We start from the raw sequence: 19,276 nt of genomic DNA, 5'->3' as shown, positions 1-19,276 counted from the left end.
ACACCGGTAGCGTTTGCTACCGGTGTCTAATCGGATTAGCCAACTGACTTCGAGTAAGAGTCGATCGCACTGACCACTTCGCTGGACGCCGACTGGATTTTGGCAATCACCTCGCCAGTCTCATTAGCCAGTTCAACACCACGCATGGCTTGTTCCAGCGTGGTTGCCATACTTCGGGATGCTGAGGAAGTATCCTCTTGAATCGAATGAATCATGCTCGAAATTTCCGAAGTTGACTGGGACGTTCTTGCCGCCAACTGTCGAACTTCATCCGCAACCACCGCAAAGCCGCGTCCCTGATCACCTGCTCGTGCCGCTTCAATTGCCGCGTTCAAAGCCAACAAGTTGGTTTGATCGGCAATTTCCTGAATGGTACTGATGATCGAATTAATTTGGGTAGACTGCGCATTGAGGCTTTCGATGTGCCCTGAAGATTCCTTAACTGAATCAGCAATGCTGGTCATCTCATTCGCCGCATTACCAATCACCTCTCCACCTTGCTGAGCAATGGAATAGGTTTCACCGGAAATCTTGCGCGCGATAACCGCGCTTTCTTCTGTTCGCTGGGATTGCTCAGTTTGCTTGGTGATGTCTGAAGCAAATTTCACAACGCGGAACAGACGCCCTTTCATATCGTAGACGGGGTTGTACGACGCTTCCAGCCACAGCGTTCTGCCAGAGGAATCGACGCGTTTGAACTGACCGGCCGCAAATTCACCTGCGTTCAGTTTTTCCCAGAAGCGAACATACTCTTCGCTGTTAGCAAGTTCAGGCTCGCAAAATATACGATGGTGCTTACCTACAATCTGATCTTTGCTGTAGCCAACCGCCTGAAGGAAATTACTGTTGCAATCGATAATGGTGCCGTCAGGTTCAAATTCGATAATAGCCGAGGAGCGACTTAGGGCATCCACTTTGGCTCTTACGTTTTGCTCCTCAAGAATTCGTTGGGTGATGTCAGCGGCAAACTTCACGACTTTTTCAACCTTCCCATCCGAACCTCGAATCGGGTTGTAAGTCGCTTCCAGCCAGATGACATCGCCATTTTTATTGACTCGATCGAATTGCCCGGACACCACTTGGCCAGAGCGCAGCGTGTTCCAGAACTGTTTATATTCATCGGAGCGAGCATAGTCGGGCGCACAGAAAATCTCATGGTGCTTACCCTTAATTTCGCTGAATGAATAACCCGCGGTAGACAGAAAATTGTCATTGGCCTTCAAGATATGGCCATTTGTATCAAACTCAATAACAGCCATTGAGTGCTCCAGGGCACTCAGGATAGCCTTGCTCTCACCCAATTCCGTCTTTAATGCATGATTTTCATTTTCTATTTCTGACGATCCAAACCACAACATGGCAATGTACCCTATTAAGCCAAATGATATTGACTTAACTATCGTCTAATTTTGCCAAGACTTTAGATCCGACAACCAAAATTTGTACAAAATTTACGCGCCAAATTGGTGCATCATCTTTAGCACCAAAATCCACCGTAGGCCGCTAGTGGTCTAGCTTTGAGATATAACAAAGGTTTATAGCAGGCATTCCAGTGAGACAAAAAACAAAAAAAGGCCGCAATCATGCGGCCAAGGGTCTTAGGGTGTTCTTGCGTTAACTGACAAACTCTACGGAGCACTCCCATTGAATGAGGCAATGAAAGTTATCAATATAGATTATTTACTGGAGAAAAGGTTCAGTTGAAAATCGCGCTCAACGGATTCTTCGTATTCGGAAGGTTCAGTGATAAGACGGTAGGCTCTGCGGGGCGTCAGGTAAAAACCATCGCTTGTCGGCCCTCTTAGGCATTCGCCACTGAGTAACCAACAACGCTGCTGGGTGTTATGGGATTCAGCTTGATCAGCTGTCGAAACTTCTCTGACTCCGTAAACTACTTCTCCGGTCGTTACATCTCTAAACACAGCATGAAATTCCATGTCCTGCACTCCCTTGCGAGGCCGTTAGATTAAGATTACCAAGCAATGCACCGAATCTACAATACTCGTTGGAAATATCCACCGCCAATTTATAAGTCCTGGTTATTTTTAAATTCTGTTTTTCGTCAAAACTTTACCTGCAAATATTACACACGAAAGACCATTGCCGTTCACACCTGTAAGCAAAACAGAGAACTCATCGCAAGCGATCCAGTTTTATGACACTTTTATGTCAAACCCCATCGCTAAAAGCCGCCTCTCAAAGTAAGGGAATGAATTCAATATACAACTCAGGCGAGTAAGAAGGTCGCGGCAAAACACGTAAAATAGTATTCCGTTTTCTCCTTATCTAAGCCTAGTGTTTTTAAACGCCTAAAATTTCAAGCAAGCCTAAACCTAGCCCATCGGTTGCCGATAAATTGTTCAAACAGGATGTTGCATTCAACATATTGCGACCAGCAGGAGGGATTCTCAATGGCGCTTTCTCGGCTTCCTATTGTTCACAAGCTGCTATTAATGGCAGTACCGCCTTTACTGTTCGCCTTGTATTTCATGGCGGGAAGTATTTTCGACAACCACTATCGTGCGGCCCGCATGGAGGCCTATCTTGAGTTAAGTAAAGTGTCTTTGCGAACCAATGCAATGGTGCATGAATTGCAAAAAGAACGGGGCGCTACAGCAATTTACATGAGTAGCCAAGGTGCTCGTTTCCAATCGGAACTGGCAGACCAGCGACGGGAAACCGACATAAAGGTCGACGCGCTCAAGGAAACCCTGAAAAGCTATCTCCCTCATAGCACTGAAGTTGCAGGGGTAATTAAAAAGATCAACACGGTTCTCAGCCGCCTTGCCGATCTGCGTCAACGTGTTGATTCACTTGAGGTTCCGATCAAGACCGCCGTAGAGCAATATACCCAGAATAACGGTGTGCTGCTGTCGGTGACGTCCCTGATCGTGAAAGACACTACCGACACAGACGTGTCCAAAGCCGCACTCGCTTACGTTAATCTCTTGAATGCCAAGGAACGTGCTGGCCAAGAGCGAGCCGTCATCAGCCGCGCCTTCTCCCAAAATGAAGTCTCTAGTGAATTGAAAGCGGACTACCTCTCTCTGGCAGTTTTGCAAAGCAAATATTTTGAATTGGCGATGGAATACAGCAATGACCGTATCATGCAGGAGATATCTCAACTCATGCACCAGCGGATCAGCCCCGAGTTTAACCAAATGCGAAACATCGCTTGGAATAAATACTCGGACTTCAACATTAGTCCAGAAGACTGGTTCGTTCATTCGACCAAGCGAATTAATGCGCTGAAGGACGCAGGTCAAATACTCGAATCCTATTTCGAGCAGCTACTGATTGAAAAGGAAACCCAGGCTTGGGCAACATTCAGAAACTTTATCATTCTCTCTATTGTTTCTGTTTTGCTGTCCAGTTTGTTGAGCTGGTACTTCCTACGGTTGATCACCCGACAGCTCGGAGCGATATCCGGAGCCATGAATATCCTGCTTCGCGACTCTGATCTCAATGTCGAAGCCGAAGTATATTCCGAAGACGAATTGGGCACCCTCGCAGGCTCATTCAACACAACCGTGCAACACATCAAAAGCCTGGTTCAGGATATGAAAGATGCCGATAACTCTCTACAGGAAACGGTCGCAACTCTGGACAGCGAATCCGCCAGCGTGAATCAACAAGTCAACGAAGGCGTGCAGCAATCTGAAATGGCTTCAGTTGCCATGGAAGAAATGGGGCACACTGTCCGAGAAGTCGCCGAGAACTGTTCGAATGCTGCCGTGCAATCCAAACAAGCGTCAGATTATGCGGAACTGGGCAATCAATCCATTACTCAAGTGCGCCGTGAAATGGAAAACCTGGGCGAGGATCTTGATCAAACCAACACCATCATTCAGGAGCTTGCCGAAAGCAGTGAGGAAATCGGCAGTATATTGGATGTTATTGAAGGCATTGCCGAACAAACCAACCTTCTGGCTTTAAATGCGGCCATCGAAGCCTCCCGCGCGGGAGAAGCCGGGCGAGGTTTCTCAGTCGTTGCGGAAGAGGTTCGCTCGCTCGCCTCAAAAACCCAGGAATCCACCGGGCAAATCCAACGCAACATTGAAAAGATTCAGGCCGGCAGCCAGGGCGCCGTTTCGGCCATTGGCAGCAGCCTTCAGCGAGCTGAAACCACGGACAACAGTTTAGCGAGCACGCTGGACAGCATCACCAATATTATTCGCCAAATTGCCCATGTGAATGATTTGAATATCCAGGTAGCCACCGCCACAGAGGAACAGTCAACGACCAGCGAAGAAGTTAACCGAAGTGTTCAGATCATTCGCGATCGCTACATGGAAACAACCGAAAGTGCCGGACGCGTTCGTCAGGCAAGTGGGGATGTCAACACCGTTTCCCAGCGCATTACCAAAAGCGTTAATCGATTCAAGCTGTGAGGCCTATTGACTTTCGTCAGAGCGATGAGATAGGCCTGCTCACTCTCACCCTGTTGATTCTCCAAGCAGTGTGTGCGCGACGGAAATGAATTGTGGATATGCCGACTATAACCGCCACCGCCTAATGAAAATAGCTTCTTCTAATTCTAACTTGGCGCCCCCTTGAGACCATAGCTGAAACCTTAAGGCATTTCGTTTATATAAAACGTCCCTATTTATTAGAAAAAAATCGAAGTCATTATCTTCATTTTTATATGCCCGTCACATTTTTTCTCTAGTAAATCTTCAATAGTATTCATACTCAGTCGCAACTCACTAAAACTAGTCATTCCCTCTCGACTCACGCAACCTTATTTCTATTTATCCTGCTGTATTTCTTACCAGAACTAGTAGTGCCACAAGTCAGCAGGCGCGGGAGATAATTAAGCCCACGCTGCTTGAATAAAAATACAAACGAGTTAAGCGTCATCCTGTCCGTGGTAACAATTTGTAATCGTCACAAGACCATCTGCAGGATTATCGTTCACACAATCAAAACGACAACACATATCAAGGACTGTTTACTATGTGCGCGCAGGGGTTTTCAATTCGCAGATGTTTTTATTCATCTGCTATGTTTATTTTAGGGTTAATGAGTTCGGTAGCATTCGCTGAAGACTATCAGGTGAATAGCGTAACCATTACAGGTGGCAATAATAAGGTCATCGGTTCCACCATGACATTGGAAGTCGAAGTGGTTGATGTGCCCAGCGCCAACTCGCCGGGGCCAGTGACATTAAACATTGGTACTACCGGTGGCTCAAACGTGTTCTGGACGCCTGTAGGCGCCGCCTGTACAGGGAACACCACCCCTCCGACCGATGATTTTACCTGTCTTGCCCCCGCCGGGTCGCCGGTCACCTATACCTTTACATCAACAGAAATTGACCAGGCGGCCAGTTACAACTCTACCGTCGATATTTCCGGTGCAAACTGTTCAAGCGGTTGTACGGGAACCACCTCATTTACAGTTTATGAGCCAACACTCACCATTGCCCTGGCTGGCGGTGGCAGCACAGTAACCGAGGGAGATGTCGGCAATACGAGTGTGAACGTTGAATTCACTCTCAGCGAGTTACCCCAAGGCAGCTTTACCCAAAGCATTTACGAGGTGACCAATGTGAGTGCTTTCGGAACGAACCCTGCGGCATCACTGCCAGGGGATTTCACAGGCCTGATAACTCCGCCATACCTCACTTGGACCTCAGCATCTGGATCGACGACTCAAACCGTCACCCTGCAAATTACCGGCGACACGATTGCCGAGGCGACCGAGTCGATCTATATCGGGCCCGGAGACATTCAAGGCATCGCTTTCAGCGGGACCCCTCCTCGATTTGAGTTGCCTATTCTCGATAATGACGGCCCCAGCACCCCCACAGTCAGCGTCAGCGCCAACAGCAGTATTGCTGAAAATGGGGGTTCATTGGTAGCAACAGTGAGTATCGACACACTGCCACCCAGCGTTACCAACGTGAACATCAATTCCGCACCCGGCAGTTCATCTCCTGCCAGCACCGATGACTTTGAACAAAAATCCGTTTCCATCACCTTTGATGGCCCTGGTGCGATTGCGGGCCCGGGTTATACGGTGATCAACCCGACCACTGTGCAGGTGAATTTTGCGGTGTTCGACGATTCCGATGCCGAACCCAATGAAATCTTCGATGTCTTTTTGGATCAACAAAGCGGCCTGATCATCAGCAGCACCGCCGGCTTTCAAAACGTCACGATTATTGATGACGATACTGTCGCGACACCACCGGTTATCAGTGCCAGTCCGCAACGCAGTTTTAGTGAGGACTCGGGGCAAGCCACCATCACCTTTACTCGCAGTGGCGGTCTTGATGATCCCATCAGTTTCGACTTTGCCACGCTCGACAGTAGCCCACTGATCAAATCCGCCGCAACCTCGGGTGGAACCGCAACGGCAGGCAGTGATTACACCAGCACCAGTGCAACGGTCAGCTGGGCGGCCGGCGAAGGCGGTACCAAGAGCGTAAGTATCCCGATTATCAATGATAATTTATTCGAGGGTGACGAAACCTTCCGCGCGCAAGCCAGCAATTTGAGCAGCGGTGCGAGTTTTGATTTTGACCCCAATCTGGTACTGACCATTATTGAAGATGATGTTGAACCCGGCGGCGAAATTAATTTCAGTGCTGCCAGTTATGACGTCAATGAAGATGCCGGCACCGCCACCATCACCGTGACCCGCAGTGGCGGCAGCAATGGCGCAGTCAGTGTCAGCTATGCCAGCAGCGATGACAGCGCAACAGCAGGCAGCGACTACAGTGCCAGCGCAGGAACCTTGAGCTGGGCGGCAGGCGACATCGCTGACAAAACCTTCAGCATACCTGTGACACTGGACATCATTAATGAACCCACTGAAACGGTTCTGTTGGAGCTTTCCAACCCATCCGGCTCAGCGACTCTCGGTAACCAGGCTAACTCGGAGTTGAACATCATCAATGTCAATGAAGCCGGGGCACCCAACATCAGCAAGGAAGACATCAGCGTTACCGACTTTGATGGTGACGGCCTGGTCGATGTAGTACTTGATGCGACAGGTAAAATTGTCAGCGACAACCCGATTAATGACGTCACCTGGCTGAAGGAAGGCGAGCCCATTGCAAACGGCATGGTCACCAGCGCCAAGTTACCGATAGGCACCCACCCTCTGCGTGTGATTGCCACCGATAACAACGGTAAAAAAGCGGGCGTGGATTTCATCGCTGAGGTGAAAGAGTTGGACCCGGAAAGCACCCGTATGCTGAGCGACACGCCGGGACTCAATGGCGAACAAGGCACGGTTGCGGGCGCGCTGGATGAGCTCTGCCCTCGCCTGTCAGAATTCGGTCAGCAGAATGGTTTGACTACGGGCCAGTCCAACCTGCGTACTCGCTGTGAACAATTGCGCGACCCGGACTTGAATGACGAGGACATCGTGGACGCCCTCGATCAAATTGCCGGTGAAGAAGCCGAGGCCATTATCATCACAGCGGCCCGCTTTACTAATATGCACCACACCAATCTGCGTAACCGCTTCACTCAGCTCCGTCGTGGTGGCAGTGCCATCATTGACGTCAGCGGATTGAATATGCGATTTGATGGCGGCAATTTAAATGGCCACATGTTTGCATCGGTTGGGCGCGAACTGTTGGGCGGTGCCGCCAGTGCGGATGAGGAGCCCGAAATTTATCGAGACTCACGCCTGGGTCTGTTCGTGAACGGAAACATTTCCTATGGCGAGCGGGATCCCACTCAAAACAACAGTGGTTTTAAACTGGATATCGAAGGCATCACCGCTGGCATGGACTACCGCTTCACCGATAAGTTTATCGGCGGCATCGCGGTCGGTTATTCCAGCAGCGATCTCGACTATGCGAACGATGGGGGCGTGCTCGAGGGATCAAGCACCTTCTATTCGGCGTATACCTCTTACTACAGCGATACGAACTACTACATCGACAGTAGCCTTACCTATGCCGATTCAGAATTTGATGTTACCCGTCACATCAAATACAAAGACATGTCGGGCATTGTTGATCTGCGTCGAGGCGGCAGCACCAATGGTGAACAACTGTTGGCGACCCTGGATTTCGGCTGGGATTACAACAACGGCCCCTGGACCTTTGGCCCGAACGGCAGCTTAAGCTACAGCGATACCAGTATCGATGGCTATGCCGAGCAGGGCGATTCCGGGCTCGAATTGCAATACAGCGGCCAGGACAATGTCACCGGTACTCTCGGATTGGGCTTTCATGGTTCACGCGTGTTTTTGATGAACTGGGGGGTGTTAATTGCCAACATCAACGGCAATTATTATCGTGAGTTTAAAAATCAGAACGGGGTAATTCGCGCCAGCTTTGTACACGACCCCTTCCGATTCGACAGCAACAACCCAACCAGTGAGATGTTGATCATCTCCGATATTCCCGATCGAAATTACTTCAGTCTGGGACTGGGTCTGGCCGCTCAATTCAAATACGGCCTGTCTGGTTTTATCGACTATCAATCCTTATTGGCAGCGGACGATATCCGCTCCCGTGAACTGGCCTTTGGGCTGCGTTACGAAGCCAAGTTCTAAGCCAGAAAAAGACACAAAAAAGCCAGCGTCACGCTGGCTTTTTTGTGTCCGGTGTTATGTCACACGAGGCGGCTACATTAACTGCGTCGATGATACCAATTTACCGGGCGTGCGTATTTGTCGACCTGGTCCGCCACATCCAATACCAAAGCAAACAGCGCCATACGAACCAGCACACCGTTATCCGCCTGCCGGAAAATGGCCAGATTAGGGTTCTGGTTCAGATCATTGTCCAGCTCATTCGCGCTTTCTCGCGAGTCTCTTGGCAGAGGATGCATAATGACAGTATTGGGCTTACAGAACTGAGTATAAACGGCCTGGTTCAATCGGAATCGGCCACGGTAGACATCGGCCTCTTCCTGACTGGAAAAGCGTTCTTCTTGAATGCGGGTGGCGTAAGCGATGTCCTGATCTCCAAGACTCGCTGCCAAATCATCGGAAATCACAACGGAATGCCCCGCTTCTCGCAGCTGCTCAACAATTCCCTCGGGCATAGCCAACTCTGGGGGAGACACCATTGTCAGCTGCACGTTGCGGTACAACATCAGCAGCTTACACAATGAATGCACGGTGCGACCGTGTTTCAGGTCGCCAATCATAGCGATGCGCAGACCATCAATATCACGCTGCTTGGCCGCCAATTCTTTCTTGATGGTGTAGAGGTCGAGCAAGGCCTGACTAGGGTGCTCATTAGGGCCATCGCCACCGTTAATTACCGGAACCCGGCTGGCCGCCGCAAACTCACCCACAGAGCCCGCAGCCGGGTGACGCATGCAGATCACATCGCTGTAGCCGGAAAGCACTCTGGCGGTGTCGTACAGCGACTCACCCTTGGCAATGGCCGAGGATTCAAACCCTGTGGTTTCGCGCACTTCGCCGCCCAACAGGTTAAAGGCACAGCCAAAGCTAACACGGGTACGGGTACTGGGCTCAAAGAACATATTGCCGAGAATCGCGCCTTCGAGAACCCGGGTCACTTTCTGCCTGAGGGCATAGGGTTCCATCCGATCCGCAACACCGAAGACACGCTCTATATCCTCGCGCTGGAACTGACCGATAGAAACGATATTGGCGCCTTTGAAATCCACAAAACCTCCTAAAATAGCGGGATAAGCCACCTTGGCGGGCAATGGCATCCGCAATCGGCAGGCAGCTTTCAGAAACGGGCGTATTGTAGCTTGTTGCAGCCCGCTTCAACAGCATCCTATGCCCTGCAGGCCAATGGCCGCGCAAACTCTGGGCCATCGGGGCTCCATAGTCTAATGTTTTCGCTAAAGGCTGGTTTTATATGACCGATATACCTTACACGGCTTTAAATTTCTACAATCGTAGCCTACATTTATAGTGAAACCGCCCGAATCCAGGGCTGTGCAGGAGCGATAGTCCAACAGGCTGCCTGGCAGCATCGTTGAAAGGAACCATAGTGCTTTGAACCAAGACAATCTCATCAAATTTTGCAGTGCAGGCTGCGCTGGGAGAATATTAAACAATCAGGAATTGCGATGGAGTGCTCCCAACCTGTTTGATGATACGTTTGAGCTGAAACAAAGTTCCATGCTCACCTTCACCCATGGTGAACTGCTGAAGGCCACCATTCAGATGGCCTCGTCCATGATTTTTGCCAAGGACGACCCCAGAGGCAGCTCCCCACTCGCCAAAGCGATTCGCCGCTGGCGCGATGAAGAACGTTTCGACAACCCGGAAGAAGCCGAGGAAGTCCTCAGTGAACTGCTGGTGCAAATGGTCGACCTGCGCTACAACGACGTACAAAATATTATTCAGGACTGGCGGGAATATGCACGCTCGGTTCGCATTTGCTGCTTCAGTGCCAAGCCGGAAAACATGAGTGCCTGGGAACACTATGCTACCGCGCACACGGGCGTAGCGTTGAAGTTTCGTGGCAGCGATCACGATGACAGTGATTTCAATTATCCGGAAAAAGTGAATTACAAAGGCGCCTGTCCGGAAATCACCACGCTGAAACAACAGCTCAACTGTATTGTGACGGCCAACATTAATGATCACCAGGAAGAATTTCGTGGCAAGCTCTTACACAAGGCGCCGCATCAAAAAGACATTCAGGAGTGGCGCTGCTTCCGCTATCAAGACACTCCGAAAGACAGCGATCCGAAAAGTTGGTACGAGGACGTTCACTTTGAAACCGAAGATCTCGCCGCCGTGTATCTTGGGGCATATATGGATGAAAAAGCCCGAGACGTACTGCTGCGCTTGATTCAAAGTCGCTATCGCCGCACTCGTGTGTTCCAGGCCAAAGTCGTTACCGGCAAGTTTGAAGTAGAATTCGAACGCGTTACCACCAGTTGATTCCACTTGCTGAGTTATCACGCCAGCAAGTCATCCGCGTACGCTTCCAGCTCATCCAATAAGTGCCGTTGCTGTTCACTCAGCTGCGGCTGTTCACGCCACCAGGCAATGCGCTCGAAATAATCTTCCAGCGTGATAGAACCACCGGCTTCAGGCTCGGTGAGGCGAGCAAATCGAAACGCGTCCCACTCTTCGGCTTCCTCAGCACTTAAGCTACTGGGGAAGTGTCGGGCGCGATAGCGAAACAGCAATGCCTGCAAACGGGCATCTTGAAATTGCAAAGCGGTACTGGCCAACTGATTCACATCAGCCTCCCGCACTTGAGCCATCATGGCTTTGTCTCCATCACCAAAAAAGCCGTCGTACAACATGCGCTCCGGATCAGTTTGCGCCTCAAAATCGTTGTGTTCATAAACAGTTTGTAAATTCGAGAGCAGCTTGCCCTGCTGAATCACATCGTTAATCTGCGCCCAATGCTGACGACACTGAGCCAAATTAATTTGCAGACGCTCCTCTTGTGCGTCTTTAATGACTCCCGGCGTCACCAGCATCGGACTCTTGTTCAAATGCACCAGTTTTAGGGGAATGCGCTCAACGCCTTCGGGTAATTCAGCGCTTGGGGTATACAAGCGCTGAATGATTTCCTCAGCAGACAAGGTCAACAAAGGCGTAGGATCAACCATCAAGTCGTAGCAGATAACGGCGTTTTTATTTTTTGGGTGCATACTCAACGGCATAACCAACGCTGAGCAATAGCGTTCCGCCGGGAACATAGACGATATATGCAACAGCGGCTTGCGGCGCTGAAGATCAATGAGTTCCATCACTTTGCGTTTGTCGCGCAGGGTATAAGCGTAGTCGTACAAGGCGCCTTGCTTTTCTTGCAGCAACTTGGCCAGTGCGATGGTTGCATAAACATCGGACAAGGCATCGTGTGCCGCCTCGTGAGCCAATCCATTCGCCGCCGATAAATGCTCCAGTTTAAAACTGGGTTTACCATCCTCGTGTTGAGGCCATTCAATGCCTTCTGGGCGAAGTGCACAGCACAGGCGCACAACATCAATCAAATCCCAGCGCGAGTTTCCGTTTTTCCATTCACGCTCATAAGGGTCATAGAAGTTGCGATAAAAGCCATAGCGGCTAACTTCATCATCGAAACGAATACTGTTGTAACCTACACCACAGGTTCCCGGAGCGGCCAGTTCACCAGCAATCGCTGCCATAAACGCCGGTTCCGGCAAACCTTCCGCCAGGGCTTTTTGCGGGCTGATGCCAGTGATCATACAAGCATCCGGTTTAGGGAGTGTGTCGCTGGCGGGCTTGCAGTACACCATCAGGGGTTCGCCTATGATGTTTAACTGCTCATCGGTGCGAATACCTGCAAACTGACTGGGCTTGTCCAGACTGGGGACTTCACCCCAGGTTTCATAATCGTGCCAGTAAAGGGTGCTCAAGACATACTCCTGTGATTCAAGGCTTCATACAGCGCGTCACTGTATTTTGCCATGTCCAGGTCATTTCTGTGTATGCCTTTTACAAAATGAGTACTCCAGTGCACGAGCACTTGCCGATAATTCAGCGTGATATCCGGGTGATGGTCTGCCACCTCGGCGGCCGCAGCCAGGCAGTGCACGAAGTTTACTCCGGCCAGATAGCCATCAAAAACATAGTGGCGCCTGATTTCCAGCGAACCGTCCTGCCTCGCCCCCAGCAACCAACCTGAGTCGGTCAAGCCCAGTGCCTGTAACTGCAATTCCAGGGTGTGTGGCTCCATCGCTTGCTCACCCGCTTGATAAGGCGCGCGACGAGGCAGCGGCAAAACGTCCGTGGGAAACAAAAAATCATCGTGGGAAGGTGCTTGAAAATTTGGCATGACGTCACCTCTTGCAAAGAGAAGAACAGCCAGAAGGGGAAGGCCCGAAGCTTGCTCCGGGCCCCAAGGGCAAGGGCAGGTTTTGTTAGATAGACTTACCCAACATACGACGTAAGGTGCCATCTTTATCGATAATGTGGTGCTTCAAGGCGCCAACCACATGCAACGCCAGTGCAACCAACAAGATATCGCCGCCCCAACCGTGCAGGGTATGCCCCAGTCCAGCCAGAAATTCACTGATGGGCACAACGTTATCCGGATTCGCAGGATCCAGATTCTCGGCCATCAATTCCAAACCGAAAACCGAAATGCCATGTCCACCCATACCGGACATTAACATACCTGAGATCGGCATCAACAAGGTACCAATGATGAGCAGGTAATGAACGATCTTGGACATCAGATGCTCAATCGCGGTGTAATCACCCGCCGGCGTTGGCCAACCATTACGAATACGGTGAATAACCCGAGGTATCACCACCAGCAGAATCAAAACGCCGAAGGCCTTGTGAATATCATAGAGGGCATACACTTCGTACTCCTCCATATAAATTCCCACCGCCAACAGGGCGATCATCATTAAACCTACGATCCAGTGGAGGGCCACGGTCATGGAGCTGAATTTACTTGGGGTATCAGGCATCGTTACTTCTCTGTTATGAATAATGTTTGACCACAGGTCGAGCAAATTAGGTCGTCAAACCGGGCATTATAAACCAGCGGATGTCACTCAAATGTGATGTGACTGAACCCTCAACCCAGACTCAACACGACTCATCTCATTTGAGTGTCTGTGGACCGACCTAATAAGTGCCACATTTGATCACAATTCAGGCCCGCTTACGTCATATTTTATTATTATTTTATAGCTTCCATAAACATGTTCACATTTGACGTACAGCCACAATACAAGGAGGCAGCATGCTGAAATCGCCCAGTTTTAAGCTTGTTCTGGTGTTCTTTCTCAGTTTAATTCTCTTAATCCCCATCATCATGGTCCAAAGCAAAATCGAAGATCGGGCAGACAGCCAGAGAGAGGCGCAATATGCGGTGAGCCAGCACTGGACCGGAGAGCAATGGCTTGGCACCGCCATGATTGCCATTCCCTACCAGAGCGTTACCTTCACTCAAAACGGCGGCCGCAAACTCTACAAACAATGGCGATTGCTGGCACCGGAAACGGTCGATGCAAAAGGGCAAATCACCGCTGAGAACCGCAAAAAAGGGATTTATGAAATCCCCATTTACCGTGTCAACATCACCCAATCAGGCACCTTTAAACGAACCGCGCTGAAAGAAGCGTTGGACAGCCTTGCTGCCGACTCGCAGGTAGAGCAAATCGGTAAGCCTTTCATCACACTCAGCGTCGCCGACATGCGTGGTCTGGAAAGCCAAAGTGTCACCCTGAATGGCAAAGGGTATGATTTTCAAGCCGGCAGCAAGTTAGCGGCTTTACCTCAGGGCCTGCATTATTTTCTACCTGAAAATCTCAGCACCGAAACCGATGCCCAGCCAGACATTGCTTTCCGCATTACTTTGGACCTCAAGGGTATGAGCAATTTCTACTTTTTGCCGCTGGCCAAACAAAGCAGTCTGGCCTTGGATTCCAATTGGCCACACCCCAAGTATTCGGGCGCGCAACTGCCGGCAAGCCACAACACGACCGACAGTGGTTTCTCGGCGAATTGGAAAAGCAATCACTTCGCCCTCAATGGCTTAAGCCACATAGAGAACTGCTCAAAACACGACAAATGTTACATTCTGGACAATAAAAATCGTTTGATGCTCGGTGTCGACCTGATTAACCCCGTGGATATTTATCTGAAAACGGAGCGGGCACTGAAATACGCCTTTCTGCTGATTGGCATGAGTTTTATGGTCTTCTTTATTGTTGAGCATGTACGAGCCTTAGCCATGCATCCCATTCAATATGGTTTTGCTGGCCTGGCCATTGCCACGTTTTATCTGCTGTTGCTGGCCCTGTCGGAGCATATCGGCTTCGCACTGGCCTACTTGCTGGCTATTATTGCTTGCTCCGTTCTGCTCTTTAGCTATTTACGCATTGTGCTACAACATCATCGACTGGCAGGCGGGTTTGTCGGCGGTATGATCGTACTCTGGACATTGCTGTACATCATTATTCAAGCCGAAGATTTCGCCCTACTTATGGGCAGCCTACTGGTATTCGGATTGCTTTCTATTCTTATGGTCAGCACCCGATCCATCGATTGGTACGCCCTTGGTGGTATTAAAAAAGGCAACTTGCCGAGCGCGAAGGGCAGTGAAGAACCAGAGAAATACTCTGGAGAATAACCGCACTTAATCCCAAACTGACCAGGGGCTCTGTATATAGCTATCCAGAGCCCCCGGTTTTGAAAAGTAATAACCTTGCAGCTGTTCGCAACCGAGTTCACCCAAAAGCCGATACTGCCCTTCAGTTTCAACGCCTTCGGCCACCACTTCAATATTGAGACTTTTCGCCATGGATATAATCGCCGACACAATCGCCAGATCGTCTTGGTTTTCCGGCAGCTGAGCAATAAAGCTTCGATCGATTTTTAAAATATCGATCGGCAATTTATTCAAATAACTCAGCGAGGAGTAACCGGTACCAAAATCATCAATGGCAATTCGAAAGCCCATTTTTTTCAGCGCGTTAAATAAACGCAGACTGGATTCTACATTGTCCATCACCACGCTTTCGGTCACCTCAAACTCAATCCAGGCGGGGTCGATTTCATGGTGAGAAGCAATCAACGCTATATCACTTAATAGATTTTTATCGTGCAGCTGCTTCGCTGACAAGTTCACCGCGACCGACAAAGGCGAAGTATGGGCTCGGCGCCACTCGATAATGAACTCAGCCGCCATCGTTAAGACCTGACGCCCCAGATCCAGAATTTGTCCGGTTTCTTCCGCTAACGCAATAAATTCCGTTGGTGGAATCAAACCCAGTTTAGGGTGATACCAACGCGCCAAAGCCTCAACCGAATACGCTCGACTGTCACGCAAGTGAAGTTTTGGCTGCACCTCAAGGAAGAGTTCTTTCCGGACCAAAGCTTTGCTTAGGTCCGATGTCATTTGCAAACGCCGATGCAGCAAATGTCCTACCATCTCGCTGTAATGCTCAAAGCCATCCTTGCCGTTGGCCTTGGCTTCGTACATGGCTTGATCGGCTTTTTTAATGAGCTCCAAAGGGTCCGATCCATCGCGAGGGCAACAGGTAATACCCACACTAGCACTGATGCTGACGCTGATCTCAGCGAATTCTTTTTGCAAACGCAAGCTGTGAATAATTTCACGGGCCAGCAATTCGGCATCTCGATCTTTCGAAAAGTCACAGACAACCGCAAACTCATCGCCTCCCAAACGGGACACAAAGGCATCATTGGGCACACAGTGGCGCAGCTGCTCCGCGACCTCAAAGAGGAGTTCATCCCCGGCACTGTGTCCCTGACTGTCATTGATTTGTTTAAAGCCATCCAAATCGATGTACAGCAGATACAGACTGGAAGAATCGGTAAATGTCTGAGTGGTTCGGGCGGTGAGTTCTCGAAGTAATGAGGTTCGATTGGGTAAACGAGTGAGTTGATCGTAGTGCGCCAGGAAATCCAACTGGGCTTCGTTGATTTTAAGTTTCGAGATATCCGTGATCGTGACAATATAACCGTCTTCTCGCCCATCATTGCTTTCAATAGCCGCAACTGATGCCATCACAGGAATGTCTGGTGCATTTTTGATGAGCAACTCGGATTCTCCCCGCCAAGCGCCCTTTTCATCAATGACTTGATGCACCTCATTGAGCACATCGAGATTGGCATACTGTGGCAAAAACTTCAGCACCGACTGGCCAATCAATTGATCTTTTGAGCAGCCACATAATTTCTCAATAACAGGGTTGGCGGAAATAATATTGAGATCGATGTCCGTTGCAAGAATGCCATCATTGGCGCTTTCGAAAATAGTCTGGGAGAGCTGCAACTGACGCCGACGCTCATGTTCCACCGTGACGTCCTGGGTTGTTCCCAGCATTCTAACGATGTCACCTTCAGCATTGTAAAACGCTTCCCCATTCTGGCGAATATAACAGAGTGTGCCGTCGTTTTTTCGGGCCCTGTGCTCAAAGACAAACGCCGAAGTCTCGCGTTTTGTTGCCGAAATATAGCGTTTAAAATCCGCTTCGTCTTCCGGAAAAACCATATCGTATATGGTTTGAATACCATCGATTTTATAGTTCTGAGGCATTCCAAAAATATTGTAGATTTCCGCCGACCACGTCACCCGGTCTTCTGGGATATTCCAGTCCCAGGTGCCGATTTTGGCGATGGCCTGGGAGCGTCGTAACCGTTCTTCGTTTTCACGGAGCAAGGTTTGTTGTTCGGCTTCCTGGGCAAACTTGGTTAATCGACAGCGTATAACGGCGGCAACACAGCGCTCACCGTGCCAGCTCAACGGGGCCAGCTCGATATCGACCGGGACTTGTCGGCCACCTTTGGCCAGGGCGAACAACTCTTGTGCATTGCCCATGGGGCGCAAGGTCGGCGCCTGGGCGTAATCGTGGCGATGGCGCTGATGAAGCTCCCGCAGATTTGCAGGCAGCAACAGCTCGACGGTTTGGCCCTGCAACTCCTCCGGACAATAGCCCAGGAGACCGTGCACCTGTTTATTACACCAAAGGATTTCCCCCTGGTGGTTGCACACAATCAAGCTGTCAGGAATGGCATCCAGCAGAGCCGGGTCAGCAACCATCAATCCTTCCTCGATCGCTCTTCAATAGATCCCTCGGCGTTTCCACGCTCAGAATAGACGGCTCAAATCGCTGTTTAACCCCAAACCTCACCAGCCAGAGCCTGTTTTTTTCGCAACAACACATATACGAATCATTCGGCAGTTACATCGATAGCTTGATGACGAACCTAAATGGCACATTCATTAGCCCTACTTAATAAAGGGTTAATTAATCATAGCCCTGTCCATTAATCAAGCTGATTGACTTTAAATTTAGCTTTTAGGCTGAGTAATTCAAGCTTTCACACCACATAAACTTCAGGCCCATAGATCATAAAATTTGCCAAATTACCGTTCTCGGTCAAATAAGCCGATCAACCCTTGCTCAAGCAACCATCAGCCGTTGATCTGGAAAGTTGCCGAGGCAAGCCCAAAACCCGGGTTTTGAGCCGCTTCTGTCCTTGAAAGTAAAGTACCTAAACAGCAAAGTCGGAAATGGCTCCTATACTCAATCTTGACAATAAAAATTGATATTTCCGCAAGCAATGCCTTGCTACTAAGCATTAATAAAGGAAATTTTATTATGACAAATAATAGGGTGCTCATTTGTGATGATTCGCGTTCCATACGCTTAATCACGAAACGTTTACTGCAGGACAACGGTTATCAAGTTGTTGGTGAAGCCAGCAATGGGCATGAAGCAACCGAAGCCTTTATTCATCACAATCCGGATTTGGTTTTGTTGGATTTGGTCATGCCAGAAACGGATGGACAAACCGCGCTACGCCAAATTGTCGAACACAATCCTTCTGCAAAAGTCGTCATATTGAGTTCGCTGGGTTCCGAATCAGACGTTGAAGAATGTCTGCGCAGCGGAGCCTCATCGTACATTCAAAAGCCTTTTGAAGAAGACATTTTGTTAAGCACCCTCAACGAGCTTCAATAGCCCTGGGAGACGACAATGGCGACGAAATTTTTTGGCCAATATTTATTGGAACACCGCCTCATCAATAGAGATCAGCTACTGGAAGCCCTCGCCTTCCAACGAGCCAATAATCCTGTGCTTGGCGAGCTGGCCATTGAACACGGTTTTTTAAATACCGAACAAGCCCGCAAGATCAATCAACGTCAGCAGGCCGAAGACGCCCGCTTTGGTGATATTGCGGTTGCAATGAAACTGATCACCGTTGAGCAACTTCAACAACTGATCGGCTTGCAAAAACAGGGGCGAAAATTCTTCGGTGAAATTCTGGTTGAACTCGGGCACATGAGCCAGGACAAGCTGGACGATCAGCTGGCCATTCACAACAATGAACAGGCCATCGCCCAGGCACAGATCCAATCAGCGATTAAAAAACACGGCAATACTTACAACATCAATGCACTGGCCGGAATTATTTGCCGTTTAAGCCAACGGGCTCTGTCTACCACGGCACACTTTCAAGGCTTAACAACACTGTCTGAGCTGACACCGCCGGAAGACAGTTTGTTTCTGAGCAGCATTACCATTGAAAGCGTAAGAGATTTAACGATCAGCATCGCCTGCACAGAATTTGCCATGGCAGAAATAGCCCGGCGCCTGATCAAAATTCCGGCCAATGAGATCGATGAAGAGTTGGCCTGGGATGCGACAGGTGAGTTTTTAAATTTGGTAGCGGGTTACTTTGCGAAAGAAACCATTCCCGATGATTGCAGTTACAAAGCCAAGCCTCCGGTTTTCACCCGAGACTTGAACTCATTGGAAGCCATCTATGAAAAAGTAAGCTATTTAAAAATCGAAACCAATATTGGAGGTTTGATTGTCTGTCTAAGTTCCTGAAGCGTAAGCCG

At 49.6% G+C, this 19,276-nt stretch carries 13 protein-coding genes; 6 read left to right on the top strand and 7 right to left on the bottom strand.

The features are described from left to right. Positions 1 to 35 precede the first annotated feature (35 nt). Complete coding sequence (locus ABWW03_RS17990) at positions 36 to 1,358, bottom strand: methyl-accepting chemotaxis protein (protein WP_353410692.1); 1,323 nt, start codon at positions 1,356 to 1,358, stop codon at positions 36 to 38. A 318-nt stretch (positions 1,359 to 1,676) separates the two neighbouring features. Further along, complete coding sequence (locus ABWW03_RS17985) at positions 1,677 to 1,937, bottom strand: hypothetical protein (protein WP_353410690.1); 261 nt, start codon at positions 1,935 to 1,937, stop codon at positions 1,677 to 1,679. A 474-nt stretch (positions 1,938 to 2,411) separates the two neighbouring features. Between ABWW03_RS17985 and ABWW03_RS17980 the strand changes: the two genes are divergently transcribed. Beyond that, positions 2,412 to 4,391, top strand: coding sequence for a methyl-accepting chemotaxis protein (locus ABWW03_RS17980; protein WP_353410688.1), 1,980 nt, complete (start codon positions 2,412 to 2,414; stop codon positions 4,389 to 4,391). A 631-nt stretch (positions 4,392 to 5,022) separates the two neighbouring features. Next, a complete protein-coding gene (locus ABWW03_RS17975; RefSeq protein WP_353410686.1) occupies positions 5,023 to 8,520 on the top strand; it encodes an autotransporter domain-containing protein in 3,498 nt (1,165 codons plus the stop codon). Between the two features lie 77 nt (positions 8,521 to 8,597). On the opposite strand, the gene ABWW03_RS17970 is transcribed toward ABWW03_RS17975, so the two are convergent. Then, the gene (locus ABWW03_RS17970; RefSeq protein WP_353410684.1) at positions 8,598 to 9,608 is read right to left on the bottom strand and encodes an aspartate carbamoyltransferase; all 1,011 of its coding nucleotides are present in this window, start codon (positions 9,606 to 9,608) and stop codon (positions 8,598 to 8,600) included. Positions 9,609 to 9,948: 340 nt separating this feature from the next. On the opposite strand from ABWW03_RS17970, the gene ABWW03_RS17965 reads away from it, so the two are divergent. Next, a complete protein-coding gene (locus tag ABWW03_RS17965; RefSeq protein WP_353410682.1) occupies positions 9,949 to 10,845 on the top strand; it encodes a DUF2971 domain-containing protein in 897 nt (298 codons plus the stop codon). A 17-nt stretch (positions 10,846 to 10,862) separates the two neighbouring features. Here the strand turns inward: ABWW03_RS17965 and sbcB are convergent, their stop codons facing one another. The 3 genes from sbcB to ABWW03_RS17950 form a co-directional block, all read right to left on the bottom strand. Next, on the bottom strand, positions 10,863 to 12,299 hold the full coding sequence (gene sbcB, locus ABWW03_RS17960) for an exodeoxyribonuclease I (RefSeq protein WP_353410680.1): 1,437 nt from the start codon (positions 12,297 to 12,299) through the stop codon (positions 10,863 to 10,865). Beyond that, positions 12,296 to 12,718 (bottom strand): 4a-hydroxytetrahydrobiopterin dehydratase, encoded by a 423-nt coding sequence (locus tag ABWW03_RS17955; protein ID WP_353410678.1) that lies wholly within the window; start codon positions 12,716 to 12,718, stop codon positions 12,296 to 12,298. The genes sbcB and ABWW03_RS17955 overlap by 4 nt, the downstream gene beginning before the upstream one ends. 85 nt (positions 12,719 to 12,803) lie before the next feature. Further along, positions 12,804 to 13,361: a cytochrome b gene (locus ABWW03_RS17950; protein ID WP_353410676.1), complete on the bottom strand. Its 558-nt coding sequence runs from the start codon at positions 13,359 to 13,361 to the stop codon at positions 12,804 to 12,806. Positions 13,362 to 13,639: 278 nt separating this feature from the next. Between ABWW03_RS17950 and creD the strand changes: the two genes are divergently transcribed. Continuing rightward, positions 13,640 to 15,031: a cell envelope integrity protein CreD gene (creD, locus tag ABWW03_RS17945; protein WP_353410674.1), complete on the top strand. Its 1,392-nt coding sequence runs from the start codon at positions 13,640 to 13,642 to the stop codon at positions 15,029 to 15,031. Between the two features lie 6 nt (positions 15,032 to 15,037). Here the strand turns inward: creD and ABWW03_RS17940 are convergent, their stop codons facing one another. Continuing rightward, positions 15,038 to 17,467, bottom strand: coding sequence for an EAL domain-containing protein (locus ABWW03_RS17940; protein WP_353410672.1), 2,430 nt, complete (start codon positions 17,465 to 17,467; stop codon positions 15,038 to 15,040). A gap of 562 nt (positions 17,468 to 18,029) precedes the next feature. Between ABWW03_RS17940 and ABWW03_RS17935 the strand changes: the two genes are divergently transcribed. Both ABWW03_RS17935 and ABWW03_RS17930 read left to right on the top strand, forming a co-directional pair. Next, positions 18,030 to 18,392, top strand: a complete 363-nt coding sequence (locus ABWW03_RS17935) for a response regulator (protein ID WP_353410670.1) — start codon at positions 18,030 to 18,032, stop codon at positions 18,390 to 18,392. A gap of 15 nt (positions 18,393 to 18,407) precedes the next feature. Then, positions 18,408 to 19,265 carry a hypothetical protein gene (locus ABWW03_RS17930; RefSeq protein ID WP_353410668.1) on the top strand — a complete coding sequence of 286 codons (858 nt, stop codon included), beginning with the start codon at positions 18,408 to 18,410 and terminating at the stop codon, positions 19,263 to 19,265. The last annotated feature ends 11 nt before the right edge of the window (positions 19,266 to 19,276 follow it).

The organism is Pseudoteredinibacter isoporae (genome assembly GCF_040372805.1).
In the GTDB taxonomy this organism is placed as follows: Bacteria; Pseudomonadota; Gammaproteobacteria; order Pseudomonadales; family Cellvibrionaceae; genus Pseudoteredinibacter; species Pseudoteredinibacter isoporae_A.
Note: the sequence above shows the minus strand (reverse complement) of the source record. Positions and strands in the feature narration are given on the sequence as shown.

Excerpts from the sequence above, each read along its gene's own strand:
- ABWW03_RS17985 (WP_353410690.1), bottom strand. The coding sequence starts at position 1,937 with ATGGAATTTCATGCTGTGTTTAGAGATGTAACGACCGGAGAAGTAGTT.
- ABWW03_RS17975 (WP_353410686.1), top strand. The coding sequence starts at position 5,023 with ATGAGTTCGGTAGCATTCGCTGAAGACTATCAGGTGAATAGCGTAACC.
- ABWW03_RS17980 (WP_353410688.1), top strand. The coding sequence starts at position 2,412 with ATGGCGCTTTCTCGGCTTCCTATTGTTCACAAGCTGCTATTAATGGCA.
- ABWW03_RS17940 (WP_353410672.1), bottom strand. The coding sequence starts at position 17,467 with ATGGTTGCTGACCCGGCTCTGCTGGATGCCATTCCTGACAGCTTGATT.
- ABWW03_RS17930 (WP_353410668.1), top strand. The coding sequence starts at position 18,408 with ATGGCGACGAAATTTTTTGGCCAATATTTATTGGAACACCGCCTCATC.
- ABWW03_RS17950 (WP_353410676.1), bottom strand. The coding sequence starts at position 13,361 with ATGCCTGATACCCCAAGTAAATTCAGCTCCATGACCGTGGCCCTCCAC.
- ABWW03_RS17935 (WP_353410670.1), top strand. The coding sequence starts at position 18,030 with ATGACAAATAATAGGGTGCTCATTTGTGATGATTCGCGTTCCATACGC.
- ABWW03_RS17955 (WP_353410678.1), bottom strand. The coding sequence starts at position 12,718 with ATGCCAAATTTTCAAGCACCTTCCCACGATGATTTTTTGTTTCCCACG.
- ABWW03_RS17990 (WP_353410692.1), bottom strand. The coding sequence starts at position 1,358 with ATGTTGTGGTTTGGATCGTCAGAAATAGAAAATGAAAATCATGCATTA.
- creD (WP_353410674.1), top strand. The coding sequence starts at position 13,640 with ATGCTGAAATCGCCCAGTTTTAAGCTTGTTCTGGTGTTCTTTCTCAGT.